Source organism: Bradyrhizobium sp. USDA 3650 (assembly GCF_054057395.1).
Genome location: NZ_JBSRZG010000001.1, coordinates 2,030,044 through 2,052,051, shown reverse-complemented (window position 1 = coordinate 2,052,051; position 22,008 = coordinate 2,030,044). Strand labels below are relative to the sequence as shown.

Annotated in this window: 22 protein-coding genes; 9 read left to right on the top strand and 13 right to left on the bottom strand. The window is 63.0% G+C overall.

Annotation, left to right across the window (positions count from 1 at the left end; all coding sequences use genetic code 11):
* Nucleotides 1–323: 323 nt before the first annotated feature.
* The gene (locus ACVIN2_RS09715) at nt 324–1,496 is read right to left on the bottom strand and encodes a L,D-transpeptidase (RefSeq protein WP_456765451.1); all 1,173 of its coding nucleotides are present in this window, start codon (nt 1,494–1,496) and stop codon (nt 324–326) included.
* Between the two features lie 989 nt (nt 1,497–2,485).
* Between ACVIN2_RS09715 and ACVIN2_RS09710 the strand changes: the two genes are divergently transcribed.
* The gene (locus ACVIN2_RS09710; protein ID WP_456765450.1) at nt 2,486–3,007 is read left to right on the top strand and encodes a transglycosylase; all 522 of its coding nucleotides are present in this window, start codon (nt 2,486–2,488) and stop codon (nt 3,005–3,007) included.
* 252 nt (nt 3,008–3,259) lie between these two features.
* Here ACVIN2_RS09710 and ACVIN2_RS09705 read toward each other — a convergent pair whose 3' ends face one another.
* The 3 genes from ACVIN2_RS09705 to ACVIN2_RS09695 all read right to left on the bottom strand — a co-directional run bounded on the left by ACVIN2_RS09705 (nt 3,260) and on the right by ACVIN2_RS09695 (nt 4,964).
* Nucleotides 3,260–3,610, bottom strand: coding sequence for a hypothetical protein (locus ACVIN2_RS09705; protein WP_456765449.1), 351 nt, complete (start codon nt 3,608–3,610; stop codon nt 3,260–3,262).
* A 419-nt stretch (nt 3,611–4,029) separates the two neighbouring features.
* A complete protein-coding gene (locus ACVIN2_RS09700; protein ID WP_456765448.1) occupies nt 4,030–4,311 on the bottom strand; it encodes an HGGxSTG domain-containing protein in 282 nt (93 codons plus the stop codon).
* On the bottom strand, nt 4,308–4,964 hold the full coding sequence (locus tag ACVIN2_RS09695; protein WP_456765447.1) for a hypothetical protein: 657 nt from the start codon (nt 4,962–4,964) through the stop codon (nt 4,308–4,310). Before ACVIN2_RS09695 ends, ACVIN2_RS09700 begins: the two co-directional genes overlap by 4 nt.
* Before the next feature lie 439 nt (nt 4,965–5,403).
* Here ACVIN2_RS09695 and ACVIN2_RS09690 point away from each other — a divergent pair, with 439 nt between their 5' ends.
* The gene (locus ACVIN2_RS09690; RefSeq protein ID WP_456765446.1) at nt 5,404–6,378 is read left to right on the top strand and encodes a Bug family tripartite tricarboxylate transporter substrate binding protein; all 975 of its coding nucleotides are present in this window, start codon (nt 5,404–5,406) and stop codon (nt 6,376–6,378) included.
* On the opposite strand, the gene ACVIN2_RS09685 is transcribed toward ACVIN2_RS09690, so the two are convergent.
* On the bottom strand, nt 6,365–6,850 hold the full coding sequence (locus ACVIN2_RS09685; protein ID WP_456765445.1) for an NUDIX domain-containing protein: 486 nt from the start codon (nt 6,848–6,850) through the stop codon (nt 6,365–6,367). The two genes, ACVIN2_RS09690 and ACVIN2_RS09685, sit on opposite strands and share 14 nt — an antisense overlap.
* 101 nt (nt 6,851–6,951) lie before the next feature.
* Here ACVIN2_RS09685 and ACVIN2_RS09680 point away from each other — a divergent pair, with 101 nt between their 5' ends.
* Nucleotides 6,952–8,073 (top strand): DUF1236 domain-containing protein, encoded by a 1,122-nt coding sequence (locus ACVIN2_RS09680; RefSeq protein WP_456765444.1) that lies wholly within the window; start codon nt 6,952–6,954, stop codon nt 8,071–8,073.
* Nucleotides 8,074–8,123: 50 nt separating this feature from the next.
* Here ACVIN2_RS09680 and ACVIN2_RS09675 read toward each other — a convergent pair whose 3' ends face one another.
* Entirely contained in the window at nt 8,124–9,080 is a 957-nt protein-coding gene (locus ACVIN2_RS09675) for a lytic transglycosylase domain-containing protein (protein WP_456765443.1), read from the bottom strand.
* 182 nt (nt 9,081–9,262) lie between these two features.
* On the opposite strand from ACVIN2_RS09675, the gene ACVIN2_RS09670 reads away from it, so the two are divergent.
* On the top strand, nt 9,263–10,297 hold the full coding sequence (locus ACVIN2_RS09670; RefSeq protein WP_456765442.1) for a L,D-transpeptidase family protein: 1,035 nt from the start codon (nt 9,263–9,265) through the stop codon (nt 10,295–10,297).
* Here the strand turns inward: ACVIN2_RS09670 and ACVIN2_RS09665 are convergent.
* From ACVIN2_RS09665 to ACVIN2_RS09655, 3 genes are all read right to left on the bottom strand, one after another.
* On the bottom strand, nt 10,294–10,569 hold the full coding sequence (locus tag ACVIN2_RS09665) for a hypothetical protein (RefSeq protein WP_027516602.1): 276 nt from the start codon (nt 10,567–10,569) through the stop codon (nt 10,294–10,296). The genes ACVIN2_RS09670 and ACVIN2_RS09665 overlap by 4 nt on opposite strands.
* Before the next feature lie 79 nt (nt 10,570–10,648).
* Nucleotides 10,649–11,506, bottom strand: a complete 858-nt coding sequence (locus tag ACVIN2_RS09660; protein ID WP_456765441.1) for a VOC family protein — start codon at nt 11,504–11,506, stop codon at nt 10,649–10,651.
* A gap of 146 nt (nt 11,507–11,652) precedes the next feature.
* Nucleotides 11,653–12,843 carry a urate hydroxylase PuuD gene (locus tag ACVIN2_RS09655; protein WP_456765440.1) on the bottom strand — a complete coding sequence of 397 codons (1,191 nt, stop codon included), beginning with the start codon at nt 12,841–12,843 and terminating at the stop codon, nt 11,653–11,655.
* A 235-nt stretch (nt 12,844–13,078) separates the two neighbouring features.
* Between ACVIN2_RS09655 and ACVIN2_RS09650 the strand changes: the two genes are divergently transcribed.
* Nucleotides 13,079–14,410 carry a PQQ-dependent sugar dehydrogenase gene (locus ACVIN2_RS09650; protein ID WP_456765439.1) on the top strand — a complete coding sequence of 444 codons (1,332 nt, stop codon included), beginning with the start codon at nt 13,079–13,081 and terminating at the stop codon, nt 14,408–14,410.
* Between the two features lie 236 nt (nt 14,411–14,646).
* Here ACVIN2_RS09650 and ACVIN2_RS09645 read toward each other — a convergent pair whose 3' ends face one another.
* The 3 genes from ACVIN2_RS09645 to ACVIN2_RS09635 are packed head-to-tail and all read right to left on the bottom strand — an operon-like array spanning nt 14,647 to nt 16,830.
* Nucleotides 14,647–15,447: an SDR family NAD(P)-dependent oxidoreductase gene (locus ACVIN2_RS09645; RefSeq protein ID WP_456765438.1), complete on the bottom strand. Its 801-nt coding sequence runs from the start codon at nt 15,445–15,447 to the stop codon at nt 14,647–14,649.
* A 1-nt stretch (nt 15,448) separates the two neighbouring features.
* Entirely contained in the window at nt 15,449–16,003 is a 555-nt protein-coding gene (locus ACVIN2_RS09640) for a carboxymuconolactone decarboxylase family protein (protein ID WP_456765437.1), read from the bottom strand.
* Nucleotides 16,004–16,017: 14 nt separating this feature from the next.
* On the bottom strand, nt 16,018–16,830 hold the full coding sequence (locus ACVIN2_RS09635; protein ID WP_456765436.1) for an SDR family NAD(P)-dependent oxidoreductase: 813 nt from the start codon (nt 16,828–16,830) through the stop codon (nt 16,018–16,020).
* 234 nt (nt 16,831–17,064) lie between these two features.
* On the opposite strand from ACVIN2_RS09635, the gene ACVIN2_RS09630 reads away from it, so the two are divergent.
* From ACVIN2_RS09630 to cyoD, 4 genes are read left to right on the top strand one after another with little or no spacing between them, the layout of a single operon-like run.
* Complete coding sequence (locus ACVIN2_RS09630) at nt 17,065–17,898, top strand: cytochrome ubiquinol oxidase subunit II (RefSeq protein WP_456765435.1); 834 nt, start codon at nt 17,065–17,067, stop codon at nt 17,896–17,898.
* On the top strand, nt 17,888–19,888 hold the full coding sequence (gene cyoB / locus ACVIN2_RS09625; RefSeq protein ID WP_456769684.1) for a cytochrome o ubiquinol oxidase subunit I: 2,001 nt from the start codon (nt 17,888–17,890) through the stop codon (nt 19,886–19,888). The genes ACVIN2_RS09630 and cyoB overlap by 11 nt, the downstream gene beginning before the upstream one ends.
* A complete protein-coding gene (locus tag ACVIN2_RS09620; protein ID WP_456765434.1) occupies nt 19,888–20,529 on the top strand; it encodes a cytochrome (ubi)quinol oxidase subunit III in 642 nt (213 codons plus the stop codon). Before cyoB ends, ACVIN2_RS09620 begins: the two co-directional genes overlap by 1 nt.
* Nucleotides 20,526–20,915, top strand: a complete 390-nt coding sequence (gene cyoD, locus ACVIN2_RS09615; RefSeq protein WP_018457172.1) for a cytochrome o ubiquinol oxidase subunit IV — start codon at nt 20,526–20,528, stop codon at nt 20,913–20,915. The genes ACVIN2_RS09620 and cyoD overlap by 4 nt, the downstream gene beginning before the upstream one ends.
* 217 nt (nt 20,916–21,132) lie before the next feature.
* On the opposite strand, the gene ACVIN2_RS09610 is transcribed toward cyoD, so the two are convergent.
* On the bottom strand, nt 21,133–21,921 hold the full coding sequence (locus ACVIN2_RS09610; RefSeq protein WP_456765433.1) for a thermonuclease family protein: 789 nt from the start codon (nt 21,919–21,921) through the stop codon (nt 21,133–21,135).
* Nucleotides 21,922–22,008: the final 87 nt, after the last annotated feature.

Sequence of the window (22,008 nt, the reverse complement as noted above, 5' to 3'; positions counted from 1 at the left end):
GCTCGTTAACCAGTCTTTCTCGGTCTGCATTCGTATTGCTTAAACGCACGCCGTGCTATGCCGAGCTGAAAAGCGACGACAAGGGCCTCAGAGCATCAAAACAATCAAGGGCTGAGGATCTGGACTTGGACACTGTAATTAAATGTCCGCTCGTGGCCCATAGCTGACCTGCCCCGCGCAGCGATCCATGACTGCTTGCGACCCTTAGCGGACCTCGCGCCGCTTTGGCTCAGGTGCGGACATCAAGTTGCACCAGAATTGCGGTCGGACAATTCCACCGGATTGCGCAGCGGCATCGTGTGTTGGTGGGTTGCGCCGCCGCGTCAATGCGTTACCACGATGAAATCCGTGTCTTTTCCCGTCTCCTGGCTAATTCCGTTGTCGGAAACAATCAACGAAGAAGCCGGCGTCAGGAGTTCAGAGATCTTCTCAACCGTATCCTGGGGCATTTCGATACGGTCGAGCGCAGCGTTGGCGTTGTCGGGTAACGGTCCCGGCGCGGTTTGCTTCGCGGGCGCTTCTCGCCGTTTCGTGGCAGCTTCGGACATACGGGGCAATTCCTCTGGAATCGACACGACGCTCCAGCGAATAGCCGTTCCCTCGTTCTGGAATTCCATTGCGGTAAACACGTGCGTTCCCAGCGGCTCCTCCGGATTTTCGATCTTGACCGGGACATCAAACAACGGCGTGAAGCCCTGACGCACGAACAGCTTGCTCAACTTGCGACTGACGAAGATGGAGATCGGGATGATCTTTTTAGGCCCGCTTGCAGCGGGAGCCGAGCCCGGCTCCTGGAGACTGGCGGCTTCTGGAGGTTCGGCGTTTGACACCAGTGATCGCTGCGTTGCCGCGGCTGCCCCGATGCTCTTGGTTGCGACGGTGGCACTCTGGAATTCGGACGAACCGGACGCGGCTTTCGGTTGAAAAAGATGCGGATTGGTTATCTCGACCGGCTGGACATCACCATGCGCAATGATCACGCGCGTGCCGCGCTTCGTGAGATGCCAGAGTCGAACGGCAAAATCATTTTTTAAACGGATGCAGCCGTGTGACGCTGGATGCTCGGGCACGACACCGGCGTGCAACGCGATCCCTGACCAGGTGATGCGTTGCATGTAGGGCATGGGGGCGGCGCTATAAATATTTGAACGGTGCCATCGTTGTTTGCTGATGACGCTGAACACGCCGAGGGGCGTCGGATGCCCCGCCATTCCTGTGGACACCGAAGAGCGTGCAATCAGGGCCCCGTTGTCAAAAAGCGAGACCCGTTGGTCTGCTATCGAGATGATGATCTGGAGCGGGCCCTTCGGAACGGGCTCGGGCCGAACGCTCTTCGCCCTTTCAGAGCTTGTCTGCCGGTGGTGGTGCTTGTCTTTGTACGGAGCATATTGGCTTCGCCAGAACGTGTGTTGGGGTCCAAGCAGAAATTGAGCGTGTGCGATCCCCGCAGGGAGCATGAAAATGGCGAATACAGCGGTTGTTATCGCGCGCTGCATTGCTGGCAATTCCTTAAGAACATCGCCCGGTCCCATAGGCGCGGTTCCATCGTTTCGAGACGATGCGCGAAGCCGAAGCCTGATGCGTCATCCTGACAGCGCACCAAGCCTCTCCTCCAAATCTGGTCGCAGTGGGTCGAAAATTGGACCGTACTGACAATTAGCATGGGAGTTGCCGCTGGAGACGGGCGCGATGCTTGTGATCGACGCGTTGCAATGGGGCAACACGTTTAGAAAAATTGACGAGCGGCCGTTCGCGCCATTGCGCGGCCCACATTGATTCCAAGAATGAGCCTCTTCGCATGCTTGGCTTTTCTACACGGCTCCGGTGGAGCCTATGGGGGCGACGGCATCATGAACCCGCGGCGACTTACGATAGTGGCCCCGACGTTTTGCGGAACGGTCGTTCTCGCGGGGTGGATTGTTGGCTGGCTGGCCGGCTTGGGTCCGGCCGGCACCGAGAACGCCCGCGCAGTGACCATCCAGGACCGCGCAGCATCTCTCGCCGCCACCGCGAGGCTCCCGGATGAACCGCAGGCAATCGCAATGGGCAACACCGGACCCGCGAACGCCGCTGTCGCTAGCGCCGAAGTGGCGACGGCCGCTGAGCCCGCGGCGGTGACAGCCACCGACACGACGGCGGCCTCGGATAAATCGGAATCGATCGTCGTGGCCGCGTTGCCCGATCCGTCGCAAACGCTATCGGCCGATTTACCGCCTGTGAGGACTTACCGCCTGTGCAAGGCTCGGTGGACTTGGGCCACCATGATGCCGCCCAGCCGGCGCCGACCACGTGCGGTGCATCCGGCGGTGCCTCCAGCACGGGGCCGCAGGATTTCCGGTACCTCATTTGTTATGTCTGGTCCGAACTGCCGCCTGCCGAGAAGCCGGCGGCGATCGTCTTGCGTTCGTTCAAGGACATCCCGGTCGGAACGCCGGTGGAAGAGATCCAGCGCGCGTCCGACGCTTTCGGTCTGGATTCCACTTTCATGAAGGCCGTGGCCAAGGTCGAGTCCGGTTTCGACCCCAAGCAGCGCACCGGGTCGTATATCGGGCTGTTCCAGCTGAGCAAATACGAATTCAGAAAATTCGGCTCCGGAGACATTCTTAATCCCCGCGATAATGCCGTTGCGGCAGCCTACAAGGTCATCACGGAAGGCATTCTATTCCAGTGGGTGACGCGCAGGAAGCCGGACTTGAACGATCTTTACCTGATCCATCAGCAGGGCTGGGAAGGCGCCGCGGAGCACCTCAGCCAACCCAATCGCATCGCCTGGAAATCGATGTGCGCCACCGGCGAAGGCAGGGAGAAGGGCGAAAAATGGTGCAGGCGCGCGATCTGGGGCAATACGCTTCCGGCCGTCAAAGAGGCGTGGAAATCCGTGGAGAAGCTGACGTCGGAGGCGTTCGTCGGCATGTGGCGCGAGCGGGTTGCTCATTTCCAATCGAAATACATGGGCACCGCGACCGCCGACGCCGAGCGGGCGCCGGCACCAGTGAATGTCCGTTGAGTGGTTAGCAGGAGTTGCCGCACTCGCGGGCGAGCGGGGTTTCCGTCGCTGGTCGCGCGGATGCACTTTACATCGTCAACGACGCGCTCGGGTCGTTCCTGCTGCTAGCGAGGCGATCGATCAGGTGCCGATGTCTGCTTGTGGCCTGAAGGCGAAGTGTCCGGCACGCCGCCAGCTAGGGCCATAGCGGACATCGAGAATACGCGGCAAATCGACGCGAATGATCCGAAGCCGAGCACATTGAAAGTGAAGTCAAGTCATGATGCCAGGCATGAAGCATCGGACGCGCGGATGGCCGTCTATGTAATGCCTCCAGACCATTGTACGGCCGAAGAGGTTTGGTTCTGTGACAACCGCAGCGTCAGGTACGAGCACCCATTCGCCGTCGATGAGGACGCGGTAACGGCCCCGACTGGACTCCCAATCGGCATCGGACACGATGTATCCGTCGGCATCGGTACAGCACTTTCCAAATTCGCTCTGCAAGCTTTCAAACCACGACTTCAGCGGAGAGTGGTCGTATCGGCCATCGTCGCGTGCAAGGACCGGCGTCAGTAGCAACGCTGAACCCAGCAACGATGCCGCAAGTTTCGCTGGAAACATCTGTTTGCCTCCGCGATATTCGCCGGCCGATCCGCTGGCTTGGTGCGGCTTAGGCTGGCAACCCGGAAACCGAGTCCGTTGCAACTGCCGCTGACGAGTGACGATAGCTACAATCGCTCGAGGCTGTGATGGGGCAGTTCATTCCCATCGCCCACTGACGTGAGTCCGGCAATTCGAGCGAAGGTTCAAACACGACAACGCTTCAACTAAAGGTCAGTGCAGCTGCTTCTTTGCCTAGCTTGCCCCTTGGCCGACCTCCAGGCTGGCGCCGAGCTTGTCCGACCAAGGCGGCGCAGCCGACCAAAGCCATCACAGACTTATGGAAATGACCCGCGATGCAAGTCTGCAGAGCATCTGTTGCGGGTCTCAGCAACAGTATCGTCAACAACAATTGCGATCTACGCTGGTCGCCGCAACGTCTATTCGGCAACTCGCGACAGCTCCGCAAGGAGCTTCAACGCATCATCCAGCACGGCCTGGTCCTGCGTTCGTTCAGCGACCGCATCACGCGTGAAAGCGCCATGCGTTCGCGCATTCTGATTTCCTTTCGGCGCGCCCGATCTCCGTGCGCCGCCGTGCATGCGGCAGCGCGTCTTGCCGTGCAGCGCCGGCGCGCGGCAGGTCGTGCCGCTTCGCGTCTCGGCGCCACAGCGCGGGGTCGTCCACATCGCATGCGTGTTGCGGATGTGATCGCCGCTCATGCGCTGGCGCCTTGCCTCGATTCGGCCTGTTCGCATTCGCCGGTCTCGCGCGGCGGGACCGTTCCAGCGGCTGTCGCAACGTTCGGCTCCGACACGATCAAGCTTGCGTGTTGCGTGACGTTGCCCACGATTGCCCTGCCGCCATCCTGCACCGACAAATTCCGGACCGTGATCGCACGCTCCCCGTTGTTGCGGTGGCGGCTCAGTGCCTCGATCTGGCTTGCGAAGGTGCGGGCCAGCCGGGTCAGCGCGCGTGTGAGGCTCTCCTGCTGCGGAATGTCATCGGTGAGGGCGAGGCGGCAGGCAGCGCGCATCGCCGCCGCTTGAACGGACACCATCTGCACCGCGAGCATGGCCTCGATCGAATCCTTCGGCGCGATGCTCTTCACCAGCGAGATCATGAAGGCGAGATTGGCTTCATCGGGCTTGCGTCCGGTCATGCTGGCCTTCACCAATTGCTTGAGAAGACCATGCAGCGCGTCGCGGTCAGCGGCGCCGAGCGCCTCAGCCAGCAACCGTTCGCCGGCTTGCGGGTCGGCATGGAGGATCGCAATCCCCCGCTTGTAGAGCTTGATCCGCGGGCTCGCGGCGGGGCCGCTGCGATCGTTTGCCGCAACCGGCAGCGTGTTGTGGCGTTTGGCCGATGTTGTCATGTGCTGTGTCCTTTGCCCGCGCGGGCTCATTGCGCGCGAAATCAATCGCTCGGCTCGCGCGCCTGTGGGATTTTTGAGATGTCGATGAAGGGCTTACGCGCAATCACCGCGAGCCCCCCGTGGTCGGGTGGCGTGGACGCTGGCGATTGTTGCGATGATGGCATTCTGCCAGTGTTTTGCCCGACGAGTCAAACGGCATTACGAAGCGCGCAATCCTCGTTCGTGCCAATCCGCGTTCGTGCAAGTGCTTGATCTCGCAAGCGCCGGCTACTGTGCATGGGGTTGTTTTCGCATTTTTGTTTCGGAGCGGCCCTGACCTGCCGCGCGACGGAATGCCGGCGCGCAAACGCGATTGCGAAATCCGGCGCGCCCGCTCATCATGATCTGCGAATGGGCCGCGTCATGACAAAGCGGCGCGATTCGTCTGGGGAGAAAACGAATGCAACGAACGCTTCGCTTGCTGGCGATCCTCGCCGGATTGTGCGTGACGACGGAGGCCTTCGCGCAAAAATATCCGGTGCGGCCGGTCAAGATCATGGTCGGCTTCAGCGCGGGCGGCCCGGTCGACGTCGTCGCGCGCATCGTCGCCGATCGGCTGAGCAACAAGCTCGGACAAGCCTTCGTGGTCGAGAACCGCGCCGGCGCCAACGGCATGATCGCCGCCGAAGGCGTCGCGCATGCGGAAGGCGACGGCTACACGATGCTGGCCTGCAACTCCTCCACCATCACGCTCAACAAGACGCTGTTCAAAGATATCCGCTACGACCCGGAAAAAGACTTCGCGCCGCTCACCACCGTCGTGTCGGCGCCGCTCGTGCTCGTGGTCAACCCGGAGAATCCCAAGACGGCGAACATCAACACCGTCGCCGATCTCGTCGCCGCCGCAAAGGCTGCGCCCGGCGCGCTTGCCTACGGCTCGGGCGGCAACGGCAACCTCGCCCATCTCGCCATGGAGCTGCTCAGCCAGAAGGCCGGCGTCAAGATGATCCACGTGCCCTATCGCGGTGGTGCTGCGTCCGAGGTCGGCATCCTCGCGCAGGAGGTGCTGGCGGTGTTCGATCCGTTGTCCGCCGTGCCGCTCGTGAAGGCCGGCAAGCTGCGCGCGCTCGCGGTGTCCTCGGCCGAGCGGCTGCCAGCGCTGCCTGATGTGCCGACCGTCGCGGAAGCCGGCTATCCCGGCTTCGACATCTCGTTCTGGGTCGGCTTCTTCATGCCGAAGGCAACGCCCGCGCCGACGCTCGAGATGCTGCACCGGGAGATCATCGCGGCGGCGGCTGATCCGATGTTGAAAGAGCGGCTGGAGACGCAGGGCGTCGTCAGCGTGCTCAGTCCGGCCGAGTATGCTGCAAAGATCGCCAAGGAGACCAAGGAGCTCGCCGAAGTCGTGGCGGCCGCGAACATCAAGGCGGAGTAGGGCGTCTGCTTGCCGTGCTGCCGACCACCTGAGCCAGCCGCTCGAGCAGAGGGCGCTGTCCCGCGTTGATCTTCTCGTGCGCTTCTGCGAGCGTGAACCATTCCGCACGATCGACCTCCGGGAAGGTCTGGCGCTTGCCGCTGCGCGGCGGCCATTCCATCTCAAAAGTGTTGCTGCGAATGCTGCGTAGGTCGAGGTCGAACTCGGCCGCGAAGGCGGTGACGACCTTGCCCCCGCGCTGCTTGACCTGACCAAGCGAAGTCAGCGGCACGGACAGCTCAAATCCAAGCTCCTCGGCAAACTCCCGTCGCGCGGCGATGTCTGCGTCTTCTCCGTCCGCGTACTCGCCCTTCGGGATCGACCAGGCGCCGAGGTCCTTGTTGCGCCAGAACGGCCCTCCGGGATGAACGAGCAGGACCTCGATCTCCCCGCGCCTCCGATAGGCAATGATCCCGGCGCTTTTCGATGGCATCGCAGGTTCCGTGCAGGGGCGCATTCGCTCGGGAAAAAGTGGAACAGACGGTTTTAGCGCAGGTTAATAGCCAACGCTTTAACCGAACAAGGGAGTGACCCATGATCCGCCTGTTGGCAACGACCGCCTTGGGGCTGGTGCTGGCGAACGCCGCCTTTGCGCAATCGCCAAACACCAACACCAAGTCCGAGCAGACGCCGCAATCCCAGTCGAATTCCACAGCTCCGTCCAACACGTCGCCGTCTGGCGCGGCACAAACGCAGCAGTCGCCATCGCAGCCGCAGCAATCATCAACGCCGGGAGCATCGACACAGAATACCCAGACGACCACCCCGTCTTCCGGGTCCGCCAATTCCGGCTCCGGGACCAACGCCACCAACAGCGCGGACACGTCCTCCCGGCCGCCGAGCGGTACGGCCAACTCCAACACGGCCGGCAACCAGCCCGCCTCGCAGCAGAGCGCCAATCCGCCGGCGGCAAACTCGAACCAGGCGCAGGATCGCACCAATCCTACGTCGAACAACACCAATCAAGCGCAGCAGGCGCCTGGTGCGTCTGGCACCAACCAGGCCCAGCAATCGCCGAACGCGCCGAGCAGCAATCAGGCGCAGGACCAACGGACCGGCGCCAATTCACAGGCCGCGGCCCGCACGGACGTCAACCTCAACAAGCAGCAGGAGACCAGGATCAGCGCGTCCATCTCCCATCTCAACGTGCGGCCGCTGACCAGCGTCAATTTCTCGCTCAACGTCGGCACGGTGGTGCCGCGCGACGTCCAGCTGTCGACGCTGCCCCCCGATGTGGTCGAGATCGTGCCGCAATATCGCGGCTACAGCTTTGCGCTGGTGAAGGATGAGATCGTCGTGGTCGATCCGGCGACATACAAGATCGTAACCGTGCTGCCGTACTCGGGACAATCCACCGCGACAACGACCACGCGTGAGCGCAGCGCCAGCAAGTTTTCAGATCGCGATCGCGAAGTGATCCGCAAGCATGCGAAGACCCGCACGGAGGGACGGAGCGAACGACAGACCACCGGCAGCACCGCGCGGTCCGAGATTCACGTTGGTGACCGCGTTCCCGAGAGTGTCGAGGTGGAGGAATTCCCGAGCACCGTCTACCGGGACGCGCCCGACCTGCGCGAGTACCGCTACATTCACCGCGATACGCGGACCTATGTCGTCGAGCCCCGCGAACGCCGCATCATCGAGGAGATCGACTAGTCCACGGACCGTCGGAAGCCGCTCCATCGAGCGGCTTCCGGATTTGCGCATCAGCCTGAAGATCGTTCGCGCGCCGCAAAACGGATGGCGCGGGCCTTCGCGCTCTTTCCCGCCGCGCGCGCGGCGATCATGCTGCGTGCCTTGCCGTGGGTGCTGTTCCGAATCAGGGACGCGAGCCGCTTGCGTGCGCGGCTGGCGGTCAATCGCGCCGCCAGTTGTTCTGCCTTGCGAATGATGGTCGTGACCGAGGGCGTCAGGTTCACCGGAACCCAGGCGACATCTCTCGTCTTGGACAGGCTGCCGATGCCCTCGCATGGCGCCTCGCGCGGCAGGTCTATCCGGATCGCGAGGGCTTCCGCACGTTCGGTCCAGTCCTCGGCCTTGGTGCCGGTGATGATGCGGACATAGTCGCGTGTCTCACGCGGCAGCTCGCTCTCTTTGGCAAGCCATTTCTGGATCCGGCCGGGGCCTGCGTTGTAGGCGGCTGCAGCAAGTCCGAGATTGCCGAAATCGTCACGCAGCTTGCGCAGGAATTTGGCCGATGCCGGCAGCGCCTTCATCGCATCGAACGGATCATCCAGCCCGACCTCGGCTGCCGTTTCCGGCATGAACTGTGCGACGCCTTGCGCGCCGGCCTGGCTGACCTCGTTGGACTTGAAGCGGCTCTCCTGCCAGATCAAACGCGCGAAGAACGGCACGGGAATGCCGCTGGCTTCGGCAGCGCCACGAAGCGCGTGGCAGAAGCGCTCCGTCGGCGAAACCGGCGCCTGCGCGACGGCTTCGACCGCATCCGGCGGCTCGGGTGTCCCCTCATAGGCCGCACGCGCATTGGCAAGCTCGAGGGCCTGCACGCTTGCAAGGAACAGCTCCACCACCGGAACAAGTGGTGAGGCCTGGGTGTTTTGAAGAACGGTGTGATCGAAAGCTGATGTTTGGCGTGACGCCGACGGATCGAAGTCGCACATCAGAATCATGAACGCGGCGCAAGCCGCGACGACAAATCGCATTTGCTGGAGCAACCTCGAACTGTGGGTGAACGGCCAGCGGTGCGCCGGCGATAAGGAGTTATTAACCGAACGATTGCGGCAAAGCTGCGGTCTCGTCGGTTCCGCCGGTGTTACTACGGTGTTCCCGCCGGGAAACTCTCTTCTCCGCGATTTTGCGGGCATGGCGAATTGGGACGAGCGAGATGATGCGGTGGATGCTTGGTGCGATGATTTCGCTGTCGATGATCTCTCCGGCGCTTGCCGGCAATCTCGATGCAGCAGCGGTAAACGACGCTGCGCGTCCCGCAAAGAAAATTGCTGCCGATAAGCTCAACGCATCGATCGTGAAGCTTCAGATCTTGCTCGAGCGTGCGCGGTTCTCGCCCGGGGAGATCGACGGCAAGCTCGGCGAGAACGCGCAGAAGGCGCTGAAGGCATTCGCGGAGCAGAACGGCGTTGCATCCGACAAAGCGATCGCACCGGAGCTTTGGGATAAGTTGAATGCAGCGAACGAGGGCCCTGTCCTCGTCGAATACAAGATCACGGACGCGGATGTGAAGGGCCCGTTTCTGAAGGAGCTGCCCGGCAAGCTTGATGACATGAAGCAGCTGAAGGCGCTGAGCTACACCAGTCCGCTCGAAGGGCTTGCCGAGAAGTTCCACATGAGCGGAGACCTGCTTCGGACGCTCAATCCCGGCAAGTCCTTCGACAAGGCTGGAGAGACGATTATTGTTGCGAATGTCTCTGCACGAAGCGAGCTGCCAGCCGTTGCGCGGCTCGAGATCGACAAGAAGAACGGCACGCTGAAAGCATTCGACGGGGGCGGCACCCTGATCGCATTCTATCCCGCGTCAATCGGAAGTCCGGATCGTCCGACCCCGAGCGGTACGCTCAAGGTCACCAGCACCCGCGAGAATCCGGTCTATCACTACAACCCCGACTACAAGTTCAGAAGCGTCAAATCGAAAAAGCCGTTCGATGTTCAGCCGGGCCCGAACAATCCGGTCGGAGCATACTGGATCGGCTTGTCCGCCCAGGGTTACGGCATCCACGGAACGGCGGAGCCTGACAGGGTCAGCAAGTCGGCGTCGCATGGCTGCGTCAGGCTGACCAATTGGGACGTGCGCGCGCTCGGCGAGCACGTCAAGCGCGGCACACCGGTGGTCTTCCTGGATGCGCCGACGGACTCCTCGTCCTCGCAGCAGGTGAAGTCCGGCGGCAGGCGCGCCTCGAACTAATCTTTGGGAAAGTCCTTGCGCATCGCGATCTCGGCGGCATCGCCGGGCGATAGCACGGTCTGGTCGAACGCTGCTTGCGGCCTCGTCATGATATCGTAAAGCGAGATGCCTTTGATCGGCTTGCCCATGAGCTCGCGGACGCAGTCGGCGAGCGTGCCGTTGTAGACGAGATAGGGCGGACCGCGATCCTTCTGCCTCTCGCCTTTCAGCGACGGCCACTTTTTCAGTTCGGCCGGCGCGTCATAGGCGATCGGCGATTTCTCTTTGAACATGCGCTTGGCCCCTGAAGGCGCGGGTAGCCCAGAAGCCTAGGGCGGCCCGGTAAAACGCTTGTTAAAGAATTAGCTCAAATCAGCCGGCAACAAAGGCGAGCAGGGTGCCGTTGGCCTTGCCCGGCGGCACGCAGATCGCAGGCCCGCTGCGCACCGCTGCCGAACCAAGCGCCTTCTCGGTGGCCGCGAGATCGCCGCTCACGAGCACCAGGGCAGCGCCACCGCGTTCGGACAGGCCCGCGAGCGGCACGCCGGGATAGCGTTTGCCAAGCTGCTCCAGCGTCAAGTAAACGAAATCGGCACGATCGCCACCGGAGGCCACGGTCACCGCGCCATCGGTTTCACTCTTCGGCTCGCGGTCGATCAGCCGCCCCAGATGCGCGGCGTCCTTCGCGGGCTCGGGCGTCGCGATCAATGTCTGCTTGATCCGCCTGGCCGCATTAGCATGCTTCATCAGCTCGGGAATCCACACGGTGTCGCGCGTCTTGTGCTGGCAGGCGAAAATGCGCACGCCGCCGGGCGCTTCCGCGGTCGGCCACATGAAGGTGCGGAATTTCGCCGCCGAGATCGTGCCATCAGGCAGCGTCACGGGCCTTTCGAAATCGGTCGGGCCGATCGGCTCCAGGCCGCGTGCGCGGATTTCCTCCGCGCCGGCGGTGGAATCGACCGCGGTGAAGGCGATGCGCTCGATGCCTTCGCCGCGCTTGTCGAGGAACGCACGCGCCGGCGCGTTGTGCTCGGTCGCGGCGAGCACGCCGAGGAGCTCCATATAATCCGGGTCGAACATGATGGTGTAGTTGCCGGTGCCCATATGCGCGCTGTGCGTGCCGCGCGGCGAGATGGTGAAGCCGAGCTGCCGGTAATTATCGGCGGCTTTGTCGAGGTCCTGAACCATGACCACGGCGTGGTCGATACCGATAACGTTCTTGAGTGCCACTGTTCTTTCCCCGCATGCAAACTGACTGGACCGCCGCTGGCGGCCGCAAGTCCTGTCTACGCCGGATAGGCGGTCAAGTCATTTTCAAATCGGCAGGACATGCGGAAAATTCATTCCGCGAAACGCAATACCGACCCGCGATGGCGTCAGCGTGCCTGCTCGATATAGGCGGCGAGGATGGCGCGCTCCTCGCTGGTCATTTCGGTGATGTTGCCCGGCGGCATCGCATTGGACCAGGCGGCGACGCGGCCGATCAGGCGGATGTTGCGATGGATGTGCTCGGGCGCGTCGAGCAAGATGCCCTTCGGCGCGGTCACGATGCCGGCCCAGACCGGCTCGGCCGCATGGCACATGCTGCAACGGGACATCACGATCTCCTCGACATTGGCAAGCGTCGGCTGCGCCGACAGCGCGCTTGTCTTGACCTCGCGCGGACCGGCCGCCGAGAGGAACAGGATTGCGATCACGCCGACCGCTGCGACGCCCCACACCCACCACGGCGATTTGCGTCCGGCATGACCCTCGTTGAAGAAGTGCCGGATCACGGGGCCGAGCGCCAGGATGATGGCGACAATGATCCAGTTGAAGCGCGTGGCGTAGAGCAGGGGATAATGGTTGCTGATCATCAGCACGACGACAGGCAGCGTCAGATAGTTGTTGTGGACCGAGCGCTCCTTGCTGGCCTTGCCGAGCTTTGGATCGGGCGCCTGTCCGGCGATCAGGCTAGCTGCGATCTTCTTCTGGTTCGGGATGATCAGCGTGAAGACGTTGGCGACCATGATGGTGCCGATGATCGCCCCGATCTGGTTGAAGGCGCCGCGCCCGCTCAGCACGTGGGTGAAAGCGTAGGTGAGGGCGACCAGGAAAAGATAGCCGCCGATGGCGAAGGGCAGCTCGCGCTGCGCGAGCCCGCTGCGGCAGGCGGCTTCATAGAGCAGCCAGGCGAGTGCGAGGCTGCAGAGGCTGAACAGGCCGGCCTGGAATGGCGTGAGGTCGAGGATCGACTTGTCGACCAGGAACAGATCGGCCTCGAGATAATACACCACCACCATCAGCGCGAAGCCGGACAACCAGGTGGTGTAGGCCTCCCATTTGAACCAGGTCAGTTCGTCCGGCATCTGGGCGGGCGCGACCAGATATTTCATGATCCGGTAGAAGCCGCCGCCATGGACCTGCCAGGCCTCGCCCTGCACGCCGTCCGGCAGCTTGCTGTCAGGCCTGAGGCTGAGGTCGAGGGCGATGAAATAGAAGGAACTGCCGATCCATGCGATCGCGGCGACCACGTGCAGCCAGCGGAGCAGCAGGCTGGCCCATTCCGATATGATGGATCCCCACATGATCACCCCAACAGATGCAGCCCCAATGCCGCAGCCTTGATGACCGCGACCGGCGGTCCTGCCCTTACAATGTGTCGCACCGATCAGCCGCGTTTTCCAGTACGATGGGCTGCGGCTGATGCACATCGTGCGGGCATGAGCTGACGTGGGATTCGGCAGGCATTTGACCTTTAGCAGAACGTTTGCGCGTCGATCGGCGTTGATGCGCCAGACGTAACGGCCGGGAGGAAACGACGTGAGGAACAGGATTTCGTTCGTGGCGATATCCGCGGGGTGGCTGGTCGCGGTCGCGAGCTGCGCCCAGGCGGAGCCGGTGCTGCAAGGCAAGGATGCCTACGGCGATTGGCAAGCCGACAAGCCCGGCACAGTCAGGTTGATCCGGCCGCAGGATCTGGTCAGGCCCGGCGCCACCCGGTCGGTTGCGAGTTCGTCGCGCGTGGTGCCGCGCCCGCCGGAGGGGGCGCTTCAGGTCCCGGCCGGCTTCAAGATCGAGCTGTTCGCAGAGGGCCTGCGCGCCCCGCGCATCGTGCGCGTGGCGCCGAACGGCGATGTCTTCGTCGCGGAGACGCGCGCGGGCACCATCCGCGTGTTGCGCGCCGGCGACGGCGGCAAGGCCGCGACCAACGAGGTGTTCGCCAGCGGACTGCGGCAGCCGTTCGGCATCGCCTTCTTCCCGAACGGCGACAATCCGCAATGGGTCTATGTCGCCAACACCGACAGCGTCGTCCGCTTTCCCTATCAGGCCGGCGATCTCAAGGCGCGTGGCAAGGCGGAGACGATTGTCGCGAGCCTGCCGCATGACGGCGGTCATTCCACCCGCGACGTCGTCTTCACGCCCGACAACAGGCGCATGCTGGTGTCGGTCGGCTCGCTCAGCAACGTCGCCGAGGGCATGGGCACGCCGCCGGGTGGCGTGGAAGCCTGGTCGAAGGCGCAACCGCTCGGCGCAGCCTGGGCGAGCGAGACCGAGCGCGCCACGGTGCTCGCCTTTACCCCCGAGGGTAAGGAGCGGAAGATCTACGCCACCGGCATCCGCAACTGCGTCGGTCTTGCGATTCAGCCGCAGACCGGGCTGCCCTGGTGCTCGACCAACGAGCGCGACGGGCTCGGCGACGATCTCGTGCCTGACTATGTGACCAGCGTGAAGGATGGCGCGTTCTATGGCTGGCCATGGTTCTATATCGGCGGCAACGAAGACCCGCGCCACGCCGGCGCGCGGCCGGACCTCAAGGACAAGGTGACGGTGCCTGATGTGCTGGTGCAGCCGCACTCGGCCTCGCTCGGCATGACCTTTTATCAGGGCACGCAGTTTCCATCCGAATACCAGGGCGATGCTTTCGCGGCCGAGCACGGCTCCTGGAACCGGTCGAAGCGCACCGGCTACAAGGTGATCCGAATCCGCATGAAGGATGGCAAGCCGACCGGCGAGTATGAGGATTTTGTCACGGGATTCGTGGTGAGCGATACCGAGGTATGGGGGCGGCCGGTCGGTGTTGCCGTGGCGAAAGATGGATCGCTGCTGGTGTCGGAGGACGGCAACGGCACGATCTGGCGGGTGAGCCGCTAGCCTCGCCACGATGGAGGTGCACCCTCGCCCCTTGTGGGAGAGGGTGGCTCGCCGCATAGCGGCGAGACGGGTGAGGGGTTCTATCGGCGAACTCGTCTGCGTGTGCGGAGAGAAACCCCTCATCCGGCGCCATAGCCGAAGCTTTGCTTCGGCGTTCTTAAGAACGGCGGCCGAAGGCCGCCTACGCCACCTTCTCCCGCAAGGGGAGAAGGGAAGACGCACTGCGCTTGCGGCGCTCACCCCCGTCGCACACTCGCGCCGCCATCCACCGGCAACGTCACACCCGTGATGAAATTCGCCTCGTCCGACGCCAGGAACAGCGCGGCATTCGCGACGTCCCACCCCGTGCCCATCTTCCTGCGCAGCGGCACCTTGCTGTCGCGCTCGGCTTCGACTTCGGCGCGGGTCTTGTGCCATTCGCGGGCGCGGGTGTCGACGGCCATCGGCGTGTTCATCAGGCCCGGCAGGATGACGTTGGCGCGGATGCCGTATTCCGCGTTCTGGTAGGCGAGCTGTTCGGTGAAGGCGATCATCGCCGACTTCGTCGCCTTGTAGGCGACGTAAGGGTAGGTGGTGATCGCCGCCATCGAGGAGATGTTGATGATCACGCCGCTGTTCTGCGCGCGCATGATCGGGATCACCTCTTTCGCCGCCCAAATGCAGCTCTTCAGATTGATGGCGACGACGCGGTCGAACGCCTCCTCGGTGATTTGCAGCAGCTCGGCGTCGCCGCCGGAGAGGCTGACCCCGACATTGTTGTGCAGCACGTCGATCCGGCCCCAGCGCGCCTGCGCCTCCGCGACCATCGCCTTGATGTCGGCGGACTTTGTGACGTCGGCCCTGAACGCCGCGGCGGTGCCATGCTTCGCCGCGATCATGGCGGCGGTTTCCTGCGCGGATTCCAGATGATGATCGACGCACAACACCCTGGCACCCTCGCGCGCGAAGGTCAGCGCAGTGGCGCGGCCGTTGCCCATGCCCTCGCCGGGGCTCTGCCCGGCGCCCACGACGACCGCAACCTTGTCCTTCAAGCGCATGTCAGTTCACTCCCGGGATCGGGTACTGCTGGAGTACCTCTTTGTAATATGGCTCGTTGTCGATCTTCATGGTGGCGAGCACGCGCACCACGCCGCAATAGAAGGCGATGGTCAGCACGAGGTCGACCATGTGTTCGTCCGAGAGATGCTGCTTGATCTCGGCAAAAGTCGCATCCGACATCGCGAGTTCGCGTACCATCTCGCGGGCACCTTTCAGGATCGCCTTGGCCTGTGGCTCGAGCGTCGAGGGCTTGCCCTCGGTCTCAGCCATCAGGCCGGCGATGTCATCATCGGTGACGCCGAACTCCCTGCCGATCTTCACGTGATGAGTGAACTCGTATTCCGATTTCTCCATCCAGCCGATCTGGAGGATCGCAAGCTCGCGCAGGCGCGGGTCGAGCTTGCTCTTGAAGCGGATGTAGCCGCCGATGCCGTTGAAGGCGCGCGCCATCTCCGGCGAATTGACCAGCAGCTTGTGCAGATTGGTGTTGCGCTTGAGCATGTCGCGATATTCGGGCGCGACCTGGTCGGCCTCGAGATAGGGCAGGCGGGCCATCCCTGATGTTCCTTTCAGTGTTCTTGTGATTCACGTTCGGGCGCTTGCAGCGTCACCCCGCCGTCCACCACCAGCACCTGTCCGGTGATGTAGCGCGCAAAATTGCTGAGCAGGAATTTGACGGCATGACCAACGTCCCAGCCGGTGCCTTCCATTTTCAGCAAAGACGCCTTGGCCCGCTGGGCGCGCGCCTGTTCGCTCATGCCGCGGCCATAGACCATCGGCGTGTACATCGGCCCGGGGCAGATGCAATTGACGCGGATGTTGTCGCGGCCGTGATCGACCGCCATTGCGCGGGTCAGGCCGATGATCGCGGCTTTCGAGGTCGAATATGTCGTCAGGCCGCGCGGCCGCAGCGCCGAGATCGAGGAGATGTTGACGATCGCGCCGCCCTTGGCGGTCTTGATCATTGCGGGGATCGCGTGCTTGGAGAGCAGGAACATGCTCTCGACATTGACCTGCATGACGCGGCGATATTGCTCGGGGGCTTCATCGACCACGCTGCCGCGGCTGCCGATGCCGACATTGTTGTCGAGGAAATCGATCCGGCCCCAGCGGTCGAGCGCGGCTTCGACCAGCGTCCTGCAATCGCTATCGCTGGTGACGTCACCGCCATGAGCCGCGGCCGTGCCGCCTTCGGCTGCGATCATCTCCACGGTGCGTTCGGCGAGCTTGAGGTCGCGATCTGCCACCAGCACTTTGGCGCCGGCGCGAGCCAGTAGAATTGCGGCGGCGCGGCCGTTGCCGATACCGTCGCCGGCAGCGCCGCCGCCGCTGACCAGCGCCACCTTGCCGGCGAGACCGGGATCGTCCTCGGGCCCCTGCATGTCGTTTCATCCCAAATATTTTCGTGCAGTCTAGCAATCGCGCGGAGCGGCGAGAAGGGCCGGGCTCCCGCTTTCATGTCATTGACATCGCATGGAATTGCATGCCGCCGCACGAGAAGGGCGAACGGTCGACCCGCGCCGTTAGGAACCGACCTCGCGCGATCGCGTTTGCTGCCGGAGCCTTTCCCGCGTTAGGCTCTGTCCCGGGGCTTCCCAACCGCCAGTGGCTTGCCGATGAATCTGCTCGATCCACAAGGGCCTGTGGCTGCGGCCAACAGCACCATCCTGGTCGATTCCGTCTTCATCATGCTCGCGATCGTGGTGCCGACCATCATCGCCATCCTGGCGTTTGCGTTCTGGTTTCGCGCCTCGAATCCGAAAGCAAAGTTTCAACCCGACTTCGTCTATTCCGGTCGGGTGGAGATGGTGGTGTGGGCGATCCCCGCGCTCACCGTGATCCTGCTCGGGGGTGTCGCCTGGATCGGCTCGCATCAGCTCGACCCCGCAGCGCCCGTGCCCGGCACCGGCAGTCCGGTCCGCATCCAGGCCGTCTCGCTCGACTGGAAATGGCTGTTCATCTATCCGGACCAGCGCATTGCCACCATCAACACGCTGACGGTGCCGGCCGGCGCCGAACTGAATTTCCAGCTGACGTCGTCGAGCGTGATGAACGTATTCTTCATCCCGCAGCTCGGCAGCATGATCTACACCATGAACGGCATGGTGACGAAGCTGAACCTGCGCGCCGACAACGAGGGCAAGCTGCAGGGACTGTCGGCACATTTCTCCGGCGACGGGTTTCCGGACATGATGTTCGACGTCAACGTGGTCTCGCCGCTCGCCTTTCCGGATTGGGTGGCGACCACGGCGAAGAGCGATGCCGTCCTCAATGAGGACAGCTACAAGAAGCTGATGCAGCAGGGCATCGAGAAGGGCAGGCCGAGCTACAGGCTCGATGATCCCCGACTGTTCGACCTGATCGCGACCCAGCATATTCCGCCGGGACCGGGGCCGGAGCTCGCATCCGAAGCAGGCCGGTCGCACAGTGGAGGCCATGATGCTCGGTAAGCTCGATTGGTCGGCGATCCCGTTCGACCAGCCTATACCGCTGATCGCGGGCGCCGTGGTGCTGGTCGGGATTCTCGCCGTGCTGGCCTGGGTCGTGGTGAAGGGACATCTGCCCTATCTCTGGCACGAGTGGATCACCAGTGTTGACCACAAGCGGATCGGCGTGATGTACATCCTGCTGGCCTCGGTGATGCTGCTGCGCGGCGGCAGCGACGCCATCATGATGCGGATTCAGCAGGCGGTCGCCTACCAGTCGCAGGGCTATCTGCCGCCGGAGCACTACAACCAGATATTCTCCGCGCACGGCACCATCATGATTTTCTTCGTGGCGATGCCGTTCGTGATCGGACTGATGAATCTCATCGTGCCGCTCCAGCTTGGCGTACGAGACGTCGCTTTCCCGACGCTCAATTCGGTCGGCTTCTGGCTAACCGCGACCGGTGCGCTGCTGGTCAATCTCTCGCTTGTCATCGGCGAGTTCGCCCGGACCGGCTGGCTCGCGTTTCCGCCGCTGTCGGAACTGTCCTACTCGCCGGGCGTCGGCGTCGATTATTACGCGTGGTCGCTGCAGATCTCCGGCGTCGGCACGCTGGTGGCCGGCATCAACCTCGTAACGACGGTGCTGAAGCTGCGCACCAAGGGCATGAACTATCTGCGCATGCCGATGTTCTGCTGGACCACGCTGGCCTCGAATCTCCTGATCGTCGCGGCTTTCCCGATTTTGACCGCCACCCTCGCGATGCTGCTGCTCGACCGCTATCTCGGCTTCCACTTCTTCACCAATGAGGCCGGCGGCAATGTCATGATGTTCATGAACCTGATCTGGGCCTGGGGGCATCCCGAGGTCTACATCCTGGTGCTGCCGGCCTTCGGCATCTTCTCCGAGGTGGTGTCGACCTTCTCCGGCAAGGCACTGTTCGGCTATCGCTCGATGGTGCTGGCGACCATGGCGATCTGCGTCATCTCCTTCATGGTTTGGCTGCATCACTTCTTCACCATGGGGGCGGGCCCCGACGTCAACGCCATCTTCGGCATCGCCAGCATGATCATCGCGATACCGACCGGGGTGAAGATCTACAACTGGCTGTTCACGATGTATGGCGGGCGCATCCGCTTCGAGACGCCGATGCTGTGGTCGATAGGCTTCATGGTCACCTTCATCATCGGCGGATTGACCGGCGTGCTGGTCGCGGTGCCGCCGGCCGATTTCATCCTCCACAACAGCATGTTTCTGGTCGCGCACTTCCACAACGTCATCATCGGCGGCGTGCTGTTCGGCGCATTCGCCGGCTTTGAGTACTGGTTCCCGAAGGCGTTCGGCTTTCGCCTCGACGACCGTTGGGGCAAGCTCGCGTTCTGGTTCACTTTCCTCGGCTTCTACGTCACCTTCATCCCGCTCTACGTCGCCGGCATGCTCGGCATGACGCGGCGCATGCAGCACTACGACGTCGCGGCGTGGCGGCCCTGGATGCTGGTTGCAGCCGTCGGCATGGCCGTGCTGACGATTGGCGTGATCTGTCAGATCGTGCAGCTCGTGGTCAGCATCCGCAACCGCGAGGCCCTGCGCGACCGTACCGGTGATCCCTGGGATGGTCGCTCGCTGGAATGGGCGACGTCGTCGCCGCCACCGGTTTTCAATTTCGCTTTCAATCCCGATGTGCGCGGCGAAGATGCCTATTGGGACGTGAAGGCTCGTGCCCAGCAGCAATCGCTCGAGCACGGCCGACCGGAATATCAGGACATCGAGATGCCCAGGAATTCGCCGACCGGCTTTGTCTGCGCGTTCTTCGCTACCATCATGGGCTTTGCGCTGATCTGGCACATCTGGTGGATGGTGATTTTGGGTGGTATCGGAGCGTTCGCGACGTTCGTCGTGTTCGCCTGGCGCGACCATGACGAATACGTCATTCCGGCCGCAGAGGTCGCGGCGATCGACCGCGTTAATCTCGAGGAGCGGCGCGATCTTGTCAGCATGGCGGGGACAGTCTGATGTCAATGACCGCGACCGCCGGCCATGCGCACGCCGATCCCCACCACATCGGGCTCGTCATCGAGCATCCCGGCCCTGCGCCGAAGCGCATCGTGACCGCCTATGGTTTCTGGATCTTCCTGCTCTCCGACATCGTGATGTTCTCCTGCTTCTTTGCGGCCTACGCGGTGCTGGCCGACCAGACCGCCGGCGGCCCGAAGGGTTCGGAGATATTCGAGCAGCGGAACGTCGCGATCGAGACTGTCTGCCTGCTGCTGTCTAGTTTCACGTGCGGCATGGCGAGCATCGCAGCCGATGTGCGCAACCGGTTCTGGTTCTATCTCGGGATGGCGGTGACGTGTTTGCTCGGCCTCATCTTTCTCGTCATTGAGTTTCGCGAATTCGCTGATCTCGTTGCCCGCGGCTATGGCCCATCGCGCAGCGCTTTCCTGACCTCGTTCTTCTCGCTGGTCGGCTGCCACGGCCTCCACGTCTCGGCAGGCATATTGTGGCTGCTCACCATGATGGCCCAGGTCTTCGCAAAGGGTTTTCGTGCCGACGTGCTGCGCCGGATGATGTGCTTTGCGTTGTTCTGGCATGCGCTCGACATCGTCTGGGTCGGAGTCTTCTCGGTCGTCTATTTGCTTGGGAGTGGCGTATGAGCGATCAGACGCATATGCCGGCCGGTCATGACCTTGCGCCGGGCGATGAGGAGCAACACAGTGTCGGGACGCGCATCCTCGGCTACGTGGTCGGTCTTGTCCTCGCGCTGCTGCTGACAGCGACCTCGTTCTTTATCGCCGGCACGGATCTGGTCTGGCAGCCTTCGATTCCCGTCGCGCTGATCGTGCTGGCGATCGCGCAGATGGGCGTGCACCTCGTGTTCTTCCTGCACATCACCACCGGCCCTGACAACACCAACAACGTGCTGGCGCTGGCCTTCGGACTGCTGGTGGTGTTCCTGGTGGTCGGTGGTACCGTCTGGATCATGGCGCATCTGAATGCGAACATGCCGGCCATGGATCAGATCATGCCGATGCGCCGCTAAGGGCGCACAAAAAAGAAGAGCCGCTTGTTGTGACAAGCGGCCCAAGTCTAGGGAGGAAACGCCCGAGCAAAGCAATCGGGCCGGAGCCGGATTGCCGCCAAGGAAACGCTCGCGCAAAGCGCTTGCGTACGCTTACAAATGCAGCAACTCCCGATAGAGTTCAATTCCGGATGAATACTGTCTCCGGCTGCCGCTCACGGGTGCGTGATGGGCTGCGCTATTTCGGTCGTCGGCAATTGTACGCCTTGCGGAAGCCCGCAGCCTGGGCGTCGTCCTCAGAGCAGAACCAGCGGTCCGGCTTGGTGGTCGCGGGGTAGCTCGGACAGCCCCGTAAATGGTAGATGCCGATATTGCCGGTCACGCGCGCGCGGACCGCAAGCTTGCCCTTGATGCCACAGCTCGGCGGCATCGTCAGATCCTCAGGAAACAACACCGCGCGAATCTCCTTGTCGCGGTCGGTGCGGCAGGCGGCGCCCAGGAGCGCGCCGTCCTTCTTGCCGGCGCGGAATTCTTGCGGTGCAACAAAGCAGCCCTTCCAGATTCCGGCCGAGGTTGATTTCGCGTCGGCCGCGGCCGACTTGACGTTCGCCTTGACCGGCTCGCGAGCAATGGCATAGCCGAGCTTGACCAGCTGCTCGTTCAAGCTGGTCTTGTCGCCCTCGGCCGTGCAGATCGCGCGGTGCCGCTTGCCAAAACTCTTTTCCGGTCCGACATCGTCGCAACGCACCGATCGCTTGCCAATCAGCTTGGCGAGCTGGTCGCGGGCCTCGATGCCGCAGGTCCAGGGATCGGCGTGATCGTCGATGCAGACCTGGTCCAGCTCGGGTGCGTCGACGCCGTCAAGGCGGTAGGTGACGTCGCCGAGCTGGATGGCGTTGCCGTCGCGGACCGTCGCGGCGGCGGTCAGCGCCGAGGCGGGGCCGGATGTGCCCAGAAATCCGGACAGGGCAATAAAGCAAACGAGCGCAAAAGCGCGCGCGCTGGCAAAGGACTTTCGGAAGGACATAAGGTCTCGCTATCGATGGCTCGTGCGCCTTGTTCCTAGCATCCGGATGTGGCGATACCAATGGTCTGCGCCCCGCGAAGTGCGACA

Bases quoted from the DNA above. Each gene is read 5' to 3' on its own strand.
- ACVIN2_RS09630 (WP_456765435.1), top strand. From the start codon at position 17,065: ATGAATCTGCTCGATCCACAAGGGCCTGTGGCTGCGGCCAACAGCACC.
- ACVIN2_RS09685 (WP_456765445.1), bottom strand. From the start codon at position 6,850: ATGCCATCGAAAAGCGCCGGGATCATTGCCTATCGGAGGCGCGGGGAG.
- ACVIN2_RS09670 (WP_456765442.1), top strand. From the start codon at position 9,263: ATGATGCGGTGGATGCTTGGTGCGATGATTTCGCTGTCGATGATCTCT.
- ACVIN2_RS09680 (WP_456765444.1), top strand. From the start codon at position 6,952: ATGATCCGCCTGTTGGCAACGACCGCCTTGGGGCTGGTGCTGGCGAAC.
- ACVIN2_RS09690 (WP_456765446.1), top strand. From the start codon at position 5,404: ATGCAACGAACGCTTCGCTTGCTGGCGATCCTCGCCGGATTGTGCGTG.
- ACVIN2_RS09610 (WP_456765433.1), bottom strand. From the start codon at position 21,921: ATGTCCTTCCGAAAGTCCTTTGCCAGCGCGCGCGCTTTTGCGCTCGTT.
- ACVIN2_RS09710 (WP_456765450.1), top strand. From the start codon at position 2,486: ATGAAGGCCGTGGCCAAGGTCGAGTCCGGTTTCGACCCCAAGCAGCGC.
- ACVIN2_RS09665 (WP_027516602.1), bottom strand. From the start codon at position 10,569: ATGTTCAAAGAGAAATCGCCGATCGCCTATGACGCGCCGGCCGAACTG.
- ACVIN2_RS09700 (WP_456765448.1), bottom strand. From the start codon at position 4,311: ATGAGCGGCGATCACATCCGCAACACGCATGCGATGTGGACGACCCCG.
- cyoD (WP_018457172.1), top strand. From the start codon at position 20,526: ATGAGCGATCAGACGCATATGCCGGCCGGTCATGACCTTGCGCCGGGC.
- ACVIN2_RS09695 (WP_456765447.1), bottom strand. From the start codon at position 4,964: ATGACAACATCGGCCAAACGCCACAACACGCTGCCGGTTGCGGCAAAC.
- ACVIN2_RS09705 (WP_456765449.1), bottom strand. From the start codon at position 3,610: ATGTTTCCAGCGAAACTTGCGGCATCGTTGCTGGGTTCAGCGTTGCTA.
- ACVIN2_RS09715 (WP_456765451.1), bottom strand. From the start codon at position 1,496: ATGCAGCGCGCGATAACAACCGCTGTATTCGCCATTTTCATGCTCCCT.
- cyoB (WP_456769684.1), top strand. From the start codon at position 17,888: ATGCTCGGTAAGCTCGATTGGTCGGCGATCCCGTTCGACCAGCCTATA.
- ACVIN2_RS09640 (WP_456765437.1), bottom strand. From the start codon at position 16,003: ATGGCCCGCCTGCCCTATCTCGAGGCCGACCAGGTCGCGCCCGAATAT.
- ACVIN2_RS09635 (WP_456765436.1), bottom strand. From the start codon at position 16,830: ATGCAGGGGCCCGAGGACGATCCCGGTCTCGCCGGCAAGGTGGCGCTG.
- ACVIN2_RS09645 (WP_456765438.1), bottom strand. From the start codon at position 15,447: ATGCGCTTGAAGGACAAGGTTGCGGTCGTCGTGGGCGCCGGGCAGAGC.
- ACVIN2_RS09655 (WP_456765440.1), bottom strand. From the start codon at position 12,843: ATGTGGGGATCCATCATATCGGAATGGGCCAGCCTGCTGCTCCGCTGG.
- ACVIN2_RS09620 (WP_456765434.1), top strand. From the start codon at position 19,888: ATGTCAATGACCGCGACCGCCGGCCATGCGCACGCCGATCCCCACCAC.
- ACVIN2_RS09675 (WP_456765443.1), bottom strand. From the start codon at position 9,080: ATGCGATTTGTCGTCGCGGCTTGCGCCGCGTTCATGATTCTGATGTGC.